Consider the following 7,737-nt stretch of genomic DNA (forward strand, 5'->3'; position numbering starts at 1 on the left):
CAATATACATCAAACAAAATCGCACTCAAGCGCACTTGACAAAAAACACTAAACATTAAAAATCACAAATTAGAACATATTCGCGCATAAATGTCCATATTTTGTGCGCGTTGCATAAAAAATAGAAGTGAACTGACCGTTTTCTGCGCGTCTATACTATCCCGTCCAACGCTCACGAGCTGTACATCCATGAAGACCACGCCGGACGAGCGCCTTAAAGAGCTGGAACGTCGCGCCGATGATGAGATGGCGCGCATAGAGGCGTTCTGCGCCGACTGGCCGAAGCTCGGCGATGAAGACCGCGACAACTTCCATTCCGTCGTCATCTGCGGTGCCGGCCTCTCCGGCCTGTCGATCGCCTTCGCCTTGAAGCGGCGCGGCATCAGGTCGGTCCATGTGATAGATCAGAGCGAAGAGGGCAGGGAAGGCCCCTGGATGACGTGCGCCCGCATGCGGACCCTGCGTTCACCGAAATATCTGTCAGGCCCAGACCTTGGCATTCCGAGCCTGACGCTGCGCTCCTGGTACGAGGCGATGCATGGCAACGACGCCTGGGAAGCGCTCGACAAGGTTAGCCGCCAGGATTGGATGGCATATCTCACCTGGTTCCGCAGGACTGTCGGCATCGACGTAGAAAACGGGACAACTCTTTCTTCGATAGATCCGGCTGAGGGCGGACTTGCTCTCGCTCTGGCAAAAAGCGACGGCACCAGCCGCACGCTCACCTGTCGCCATTTGGTGATGGCCACCGGTATCGATGGCTGCGGCGGCCCACGCATACCCGCGATGGTCAAGACGCTTCCGAAATCCGCATGGACGCATAGCAGCGAGCCGATACCCATCGATTTTCTCGAGGGCAAGGATGTCGCAATCCTTGGCGGCGGCACGTCGAGCTTCGACTGGGCGGTGGCGGCCTTGGAGGCCGGAGCCCGAGAGGTCACGATGTTTGCGCGAAGCGCCGATCTGCCGCGCACGGAGGTTCTCGCCTGGACCAACTTCCCCGGTTTTCTCGGCCATTTCGCCGACCTGCCGGATCTTGAACGTTGGCGGTTCGCTAATCTCTACTTCAATTTCAAGGTACCGCCGACACAGGAGCAATATGACCGGGCCTGCAGCCACCCCGGTTTCACCCTGCGCCTCGGCTGCGATGTCCGCGAACTCTCGATGGACGGCGGCAGCATCCGGCTGACGACCACGGGCGGCATCTTCCGGGCAGATCACCTTCTGCTGGGCACCGGCTACGAGATTGATTTCGCGCTCAGGCCCGAGCTTGCCGGCCTCGTTGATTCCGCTGCTTTCTGGAAGCATCGCTTTCAACCGCCGCAGGGAGAGGAAAGCGCTCTGCTCGCGTGCCATCCCTATCTTGGTCCTGGTTTCGAGCTCATTCCAAGGCAGGCCGAAGCCGGCTGGGTCTCGCGCATCCACATGTTCAATGCCGGCGCTCTGGTCAGTCTCGGGCCGATCAGCAACGGCGTCACCGGCCTCAAATACGGCGTGCCGCGCATCGTCGGCGCCCTGGTGAAAGCGCTGTTCATCGAAGACTCCAACCGGTATCTTGAATCATTGGCCGCCTATGGTGAACCACATTTCGATCCTGGCATAGACGAGACCGTCACGACACCAAGGGAGGTTTTGACATGAGGCAGGCTGCCGCCGTTCAAGTTTCGGGATTGGAGACCGTCCTTTCGCGGGCACGCGAAGACAGCGTCGAATTTCCCTATCTCCTCGCCAACCACGCGCCGATGGTGCTGATCGCGCTCGATCGCCTCGGCGCCTCGCCGGAACGGCTGGAGCAATGGTACGAGCAGTATCGCGCGAGCAATGGCCTTCCGCCTATGCCGCCACCGGTTGCTCCAATTGCCCGGGCAGCCTGGATCGACGCGCTTGGCGATCGCACGCGCGAGGCGGATTATCGCGCCTTCTTCATCGCCGAAACCCGCAGGCTCGGCATCAATGCCGTTATCCGCACCTATCTCCCTGCGATGGTGAACGGCCTTGCCGGCAGCGCCACGCATCCGCTGATGCGCCTTGCCTACGGTGTCCTCAAGAAGGATGACGACGAGGTCGGCACCGCGCTCGGTTATTGGGCGGCCTGTTATCTGCCGCTGCCGCCCGCGACCGGCCGTGCTTCCGATACGGATGATCCAGGACGCGTCCTTGCCGACGTCGGCAATATCGAAGGTATTCGCAGCTACGAGCCTGAAACGGATCTGCTTTGGCATAACATCCGCGCCGTCGCCGCACTTCCGGGCTTCCGTCCTGTTATCGACCGCCTTGCTTTCAAGGCCGATACGCCACGCCGCATGGCCGCGACCTCGCTCGCACTCTTCGCCGGAACTATGGATTTCTCCGCACTCCATTCCGTCACCGGCTTGCACTGGCTGCGCCTCGTTTCCCCGCACCTCCAAGACGCCGAGCCTTTCTACCGAGCTTTTTGGCAGGTGATCGCCGCGCTGGTACCGAAGATCGGTTTTCCAGCACTCCCTACCGCCGAGGCGCTGGAAGACATGCGCGATCGGCAAGCGCCCGTCTGGCAGGAGATCAAACAAGCCGCGATTGCTTCGGATGACGAACACGATATCAGCCTGGTCTTCTCCGCCTTGCAGGAGGAGGAGGTTTGGAAGGATCCGCTCTATCGCGTCGTGGCGGCGCGCAGGGTTGGGCTGATTGCATAGCGGATGATGGAAAGTAGATGACGCCGAGCCTCGTAATCGAAAACGCCAGAACCGAAGCCGGCGAGATCGTCTCGCTCGTTCTCGACAATGACCGGATCGCCGCGATCGGCCAGAATGTAACGGCCGGCATCGGTCCCGCAGTGCCGCGTTTCGATGCGGCAGGCGGCCTGCTCTGCCCTCCCTTCGTCGACGGTCACGTTCACCTAGATAAGACACTGATTGGCTTACCTTTCATTCCCCATATCCCGGGCGATACGGTCGCCAAGCGTATCGAGGCGGAAAAATCTCTGCTGCGCACGGTGGCTCTGCCGGTCGAAGCCCGCGGCGGCGCCCTGCTGGAGAGGCTCGCAGCCTACGGCACGCTCTCCGTTCGCAGCCACGTCGATATCGATACCGACGTCGGCTTGAAAGGCCTCGAGGCCGTGCTCTCGCTGAAGCAGAGCCATGGTCATCTCGTCGATATCCAGACCGTCGCCTTTCCGCAATCCGGTGTGCTGCGCAATCCCGGCACCGCGGCGCTGCTCGACGCGGCCATCGCCGCAGGCGCCGACCTCGTCGGTGGCCTCGATCCCGCCGGCATCGACAACGATGTGACCGGGCATCTCGACGCGATCTTCGCCGTCGCCGGTAAATACGGTGTCGGGCTGGATATCCACCTGCATGACGGCGGCGCGCTCGGCGCGTTTGAGCTTCGGCAGATTGCCGACCGCACGGCAGCCCTCGGCCTCGAAGGCAAGGTGGTCGTCAGCCATGCGTTCTGCCTTGGCGCGTTAGAAGATGTCGATTTCGGCCACACGGCTGCGGCACTCGCCAGATCGGGTGTGGCGATCATGACCAGCGCGCCGGGACCCGTCCCCATGCCGCCCGTCAAGCGGCTCGCTGCCGCCGGCGTTCGCCTCTTCTGTGCCAATGACAACATCCGCGATGCCTGGTCGCCTTTCGGCAATGGCGACATGCTGGAGCGCGTCGGCATCCTCTGTGATCGCCAGGATTTCCGTTCGGATGCGGACTTGGTTGCGGCCTTTCGTTTGGCGACGCAGGCGCCGGCCGAAATCCTCGGCCGCCTCGTCGGCCCGCTCCAAGCCGGCTCGCCTGCCGATTTTGTCATCCTGCCTGCCGCGTCGTTGGCAGAGGCCGTCGCCGTTCGTCCTCTTGATCGAACCGTCTTCCGCCGTGGTGTCATCATCGCCCGTGGCGGCCGGTTGGTCGCCTGAATTTTCCGTCAATGCGCAGCGCATAGGAGCATCGCTGATGAAGGGCCGGCTCTGGATACAATCGCCACTTGCCATCATGGCCGAGGGCGCTGGGGGTGGCGTCGTCATCGAAAATGGTCGTATCGTCGAGCTGGTCGCAGCTGGACGGCGGCCGACGCTGCCCGTCGATGACCGCTTTGATGCCGGCCGGCACGTCGTCATTCCCGGCCTCGTCAACGCCCATCATCATATGTTCCAGACCCTGACGCGCGCTCATCCGGCCGCGATCAACAAGTCGCTCTGGCCGTGGATCCGCGCGCTCTACCCTATCTGGGCAAAGCATATGACCCCTGAAGCCTTCCGTCTTGCCGTCCGTCTCGGCCTGACGGAACTCCTGCTTTCCGGGTGCACCACGACCTCCGACCACCACTATCTCTATGCCGCCGGCCTCGAAGACGCGATGGATGTCGAGGCCGAGGAGGCGGCCAGCCTCGGCATGCGCATCACGCTGACGCGCGGCAGCCTTAACATCAAGGATCAGCAGGGAGTCATTTCGCCCGGCAATGTTGTACAGGACGATGACGTGATCCTTGCCGATAGCGAGCGTGTGCTATGGCGCTATCACGACCGCTCGGAGGGGGCGATGACGCAGGTGGCGCTCGCGCCCTGTGCACCTTTCGACGTCACGTTGGACCTGATGCAAAAAACCGCGGAACTGGCGGGGCGCTATGATTGCCGGCTCCATACCCATCTGGTCGAGACACGCGCGGAAGCGGAATTTTGCCGCAGCAAATTTGCCTGCACGCCGGTGGAATATCTCGACCGCTGCAACTGGCTGAATTCGCGCACCTGGCTTGCCCACGGCATCCATTTCGATGATGCCGAAATCGCCGAGCTTAGCCGACACGGCGTCGGCGTCTGTCATTGCCCGACCTCGAACATGGTGCTTGCATCTGGTATGTGCCGCACCAGCGAGCTGGAAGCCGCAGGCGTGCCAGTCGGGCTCGGCGTCGATGGCTCGGCTTCTAACGACAATTCCAATTTGATGGAAGCCGTGCGCCATGCGCTGATGCTGAACCGGCTGACCTACGGTGCGGAGGCCGTCACCCATTTCGACGCGCTGCGCTGGGGAACCGCCGGCTCGGCAAAACTGCTCGGCCGCGATGACATCGGCGCCATCACGCCGGGCCGCCAGGCCGATCTCGCCTTTTACAAGCTTGACGAACTGCGTTTCTCCGGCGCCGGTGATCCGCTGGCCGCCCTGGTTCTCTGCGGCGCCACAACGGCCGACCGCGTCATGATCGCAGGCGAATGGCGCGTCACCGACGGTATGCCTACGGGTGTCGACATCGAGGCACTGATCGCCGATCACAACCGCGCCGCCCGCAATTTTCTTTTGTCGGTCTGAGGAGGTCCCATGGCGATCGACTTCGTCATCCGCAACGCCCGGCTGGCAGGTTTGACCGAACCGACCGATATTGCCTTCGAGGCCAATCGCATCGCGGCAATCGCGCCTCGCATCGTCTGCGATGCTCCGCATTATGATGCCAGAGGGAAATTCGCCTGCGGCGGTCTCATCGAGACCCATATCCATCTCGACAAGGCTGGTATCATCAGCCGTTGCAACCTCTGCACCGGGACACTCGCGGAGGCTGTCAGCGAAACCTCCCGGGCCAAGGCCGCCTTCACCGAGGAAGATGTTTATGCACGTGCCGCCGCGGTCGTCGAAAAGGCGATCCTCAACGGCACCAGCCGCCTGCGCACCTTCGTCGAGATCGATCCGCGCGCCGGCTTCCGCTCATTTGAGGCGATCCGGCATCTGAAAGCCGATTATCGCGATCTCATCGATATCGAAATCTGCGCCTTTGCACAGGAGGGCCTGACGAACGATCCCGGCACGGAGGAGATGCTGGAACAGGCGTTGAAAGCGGGGGCCGATCTGGTGGGGGGGTGCCCCTATACCGATCCCGAACCGGCCGAACACATCCGCCGGATCTTCGACCTCGCCATGCGCCATGACGTCGCCGTCGATTTTCATCTCGATTTCGACCTCGACCCCTCGGGCTCTGATCTTCCGGCCGTTATGGCCGAGACCGTCGCTCGCCGCTATCAAGGGCGCGTGTCGGTCGGCCATGTGACCAAGCTCTCGGCTTTGCGCCCGGAAGAGCTGGAGCCAATCGGCCGCGCACTCGCCGAGGCTGGCGTGGCGTTGACCGTCCTGCCTGCCACCGATCTGTTTCTGACCGGCCGCAATTCCACCCATCTCGTTCCGCGCGGCGTTACACCCGCTCACCGCCTGGCAACACTCGGCGTCATCACAACCATCTCGACCAACAACGTTCTGAACCCGTTCACCCCTTTCGGCGACGTTAACCTGATGCGCATGGCCAATCTCTACGCCAATATCTCCCAGATCGGCACCCCCAATGGCCTTGACGAGATCTTCGCCATGATCACGACGCAAGCGGCCATCCTCCTCGGAATAGAGAGCAGCTACGGCATCGCGATCGGAAACGCTGCAGATGTCGTCGTCCTCGACGCTCCGTCGGCCGCCGACGCCGTTGCGACCATCGCGCCCGCGTTCATCGGCTGGAAAAAAGGCCGCCGAAGCTTCTTCCGACCCCAGCCGCAGCTTTTCTTGGTGTAAAGGGGAGCATGGTGTCGCCTGGGCCTATCGCAAACCGTTGTCCCTTCGACAGCTACATCGGTCGAGCAAGTTTAATTTCGAACTGGCTACCAGTTGCAGTGAGTGGGGAGGCAGTGGACCGGTATTCCCGAACCGGGCTTTCGAAAGGAGCGAAAGTGTTGATGCCCTCCCGAGGGCGACGCGGTCGATCGGACCGTAGACGTCCATATGAGCAAGCTACGCAGAGAGTTGGATGCCGCTGGTGTCGGCGAACTTCTCAAAGGGGTAGGGTACCGGCGCCCATGATGTCCTTTGCTATCTCTCAAGCCAGTTCTGGAGGTTGAGGCCACGAATGCGCCGGAACTCGCGTATATTGTCCGTCACCAGTGTCAGATCCAGCGCACGAGCATGCGCGGCAATGAGCAGATCGTTGAGGCCAATCGTCTGGCCGGCAGCTTCTAACTCCGCACGAATGTCACAGTACTTTATATCGGCGGGGACATCCAGCGGCAGTATGGGAAGCGTTCTAAGTATGCTCTCGACCTTAGCCAGCAGCTTGGCCGATCTTTTTTTTCGCAGCCGTATCGCAACTCCGATGCGACGATGATGCTAGTGCAAATCTCTTTGGGACCTATATCTTCGATACGGCGTGCCACCGGTCCGAAGGGATTGCGTATGATGTCACTAATAATGTTCGTATCAAGCAAGTACCCGTTCAAAAAATGTTCTCCGGCTTAGCAGGCATATCCTCGATCTCCGGGAATTCGTCTTTCAGCCCGAGCGGGGATTCCGTTTTCCATGCGGCGATGAGCTCGACGATGTTGGACGGCTTGGTAACGGGCTCGATGATGAGCTTATCGCCTTCGCGGTGAATCAACACCCGATCCCCTGGCAACTCAAATTCCGCAGGGATGCGCACCGCCTGGCTACGATTGTTGCGGAACAGCTTCACTTCTTTGGGTCTTGAGGGCATTGAAACAGGCATAGTAAACCTCCTTTGTATATGCCGTGGCCTGCTCTTTCAAGTCCAGCGGCTTATCGTTTACTACGGCATAAGGTGGGGGTGCATTGGAAGCATTCGCGGTAAATGAACCAACAGCAGCAAAACCGCCCAAATGTTCCATAACCTATCTTATGCCGCAAAGTTGTGTAGGGGCTATTTAGTAATGCGACAGTTGGGCCAGTTAGAGATGCGACACTCTCGCCTCTCGACGCGCTAGTCAACGTCAACGTTGGGAGCAAG

At 60.8% G+C, this 7,737-nt stretch carries 6 protein-coding genes and 1 pseudogene; 5 read left to right on the plus strand and 2 right to left on the minus strand.

What is annotated here, in order from left to right:
- Positions 1-189 precede the first annotated feature (189 nt).
- Genes FHT92_RS27455 through FHT92_RS27475 form a run of 5 tightly spaced genes read left to right on the plus strand, consistent with a single transcriptional unit; the run spans position 190 to position 6,515 of the window.
- On the plus strand, positions 190-1,641 hold the full coding sequence (locus FHT92_RS27455; RefSeq protein ID WP_183831160.1) for an NAD(P)/FAD-dependent oxidoreductase: 1,452 nt from the start codon (positions 190-192) through the stop codon (positions 1,639-1,641).
- Positions 1,638-2,675 (plus strand): questin oxidase family protein, encoded by a 1,038-nt coding sequence (locus FHT92_RS27460; protein WP_183831162.1) that lies wholly within the window; start codon positions 1,638-1,640, stop codon positions 2,673-2,675. The genes FHT92_RS27455 and FHT92_RS27460 overlap by 4 nt, the downstream gene beginning before the upstream one ends.
- Before the next feature lie 17 nt (positions 2,676-2,692).
- Complete coding sequence (locus FHT92_RS27465; protein ID WP_183831164.1) at positions 2,693-3,889, plus strand: amidohydrolase; 1,197 nt, start codon at positions 2,693-2,695, stop codon at positions 3,887-3,889.
- 37 nt (positions 3,890-3,926) lie between these two features.
- Entirely contained in the window at positions 3,927-5,276 is a 1,350-nt protein-coding gene (locus FHT92_RS27470) for an 8-oxoguanine deaminase (protein WP_183831166.1), read from the plus strand.
- A 9-nt stretch (positions 5,277-5,285) separates the two neighbouring features.
- The gene (locus FHT92_RS27475) at positions 5,286-6,515 is read left to right on the plus strand and encodes an amidohydrolase family protein (RefSeq protein ID WP_183743168.1); all 1,230 of its coding nucleotides are present in this window, start codon (positions 5,286-5,288) and stop codon (positions 6,513-6,515) included.
- 294 nt (positions 6,516-6,809) lie between these two features.
- Here the strand turns inward: FHT92_RS27475 and FHT92_RS27480 are convergent.
- Together FHT92_RS27480 and FHT92_RS27485 are read right to left on the minus strand one after the other, a co-directional pair.
- A pseudogene (locus FHT92_RS27480) lies at positions 6,810-7,213 on the minus strand (type II toxin-antitoxin system VapC family toxin).
- Positions 7,210-7,479, minus strand: a complete 270-nt coding sequence (locus tag FHT92_RS27485) for an antitoxin (protein ID WP_183831168.1) — start codon at positions 7,477-7,479, stop codon at positions 7,210-7,212. Before FHT92_RS27485 ends, FHT92_RS27480 begins: the two are co-directional and overlap by 4 nt.
- Between the last annotated feature and the right edge of the window lie 258 nt (positions 7,480-7,737).

Origin of the sequence: Rhizobium sp. BK377 (assembly GCF_014193935.1) — a bacterium.
Taxonomy (GTDB): Bacteria; Pseudomonadota; Alphaproteobacteria; order Rhizobiales; family Rhizobiaceae; genus Rhizobium.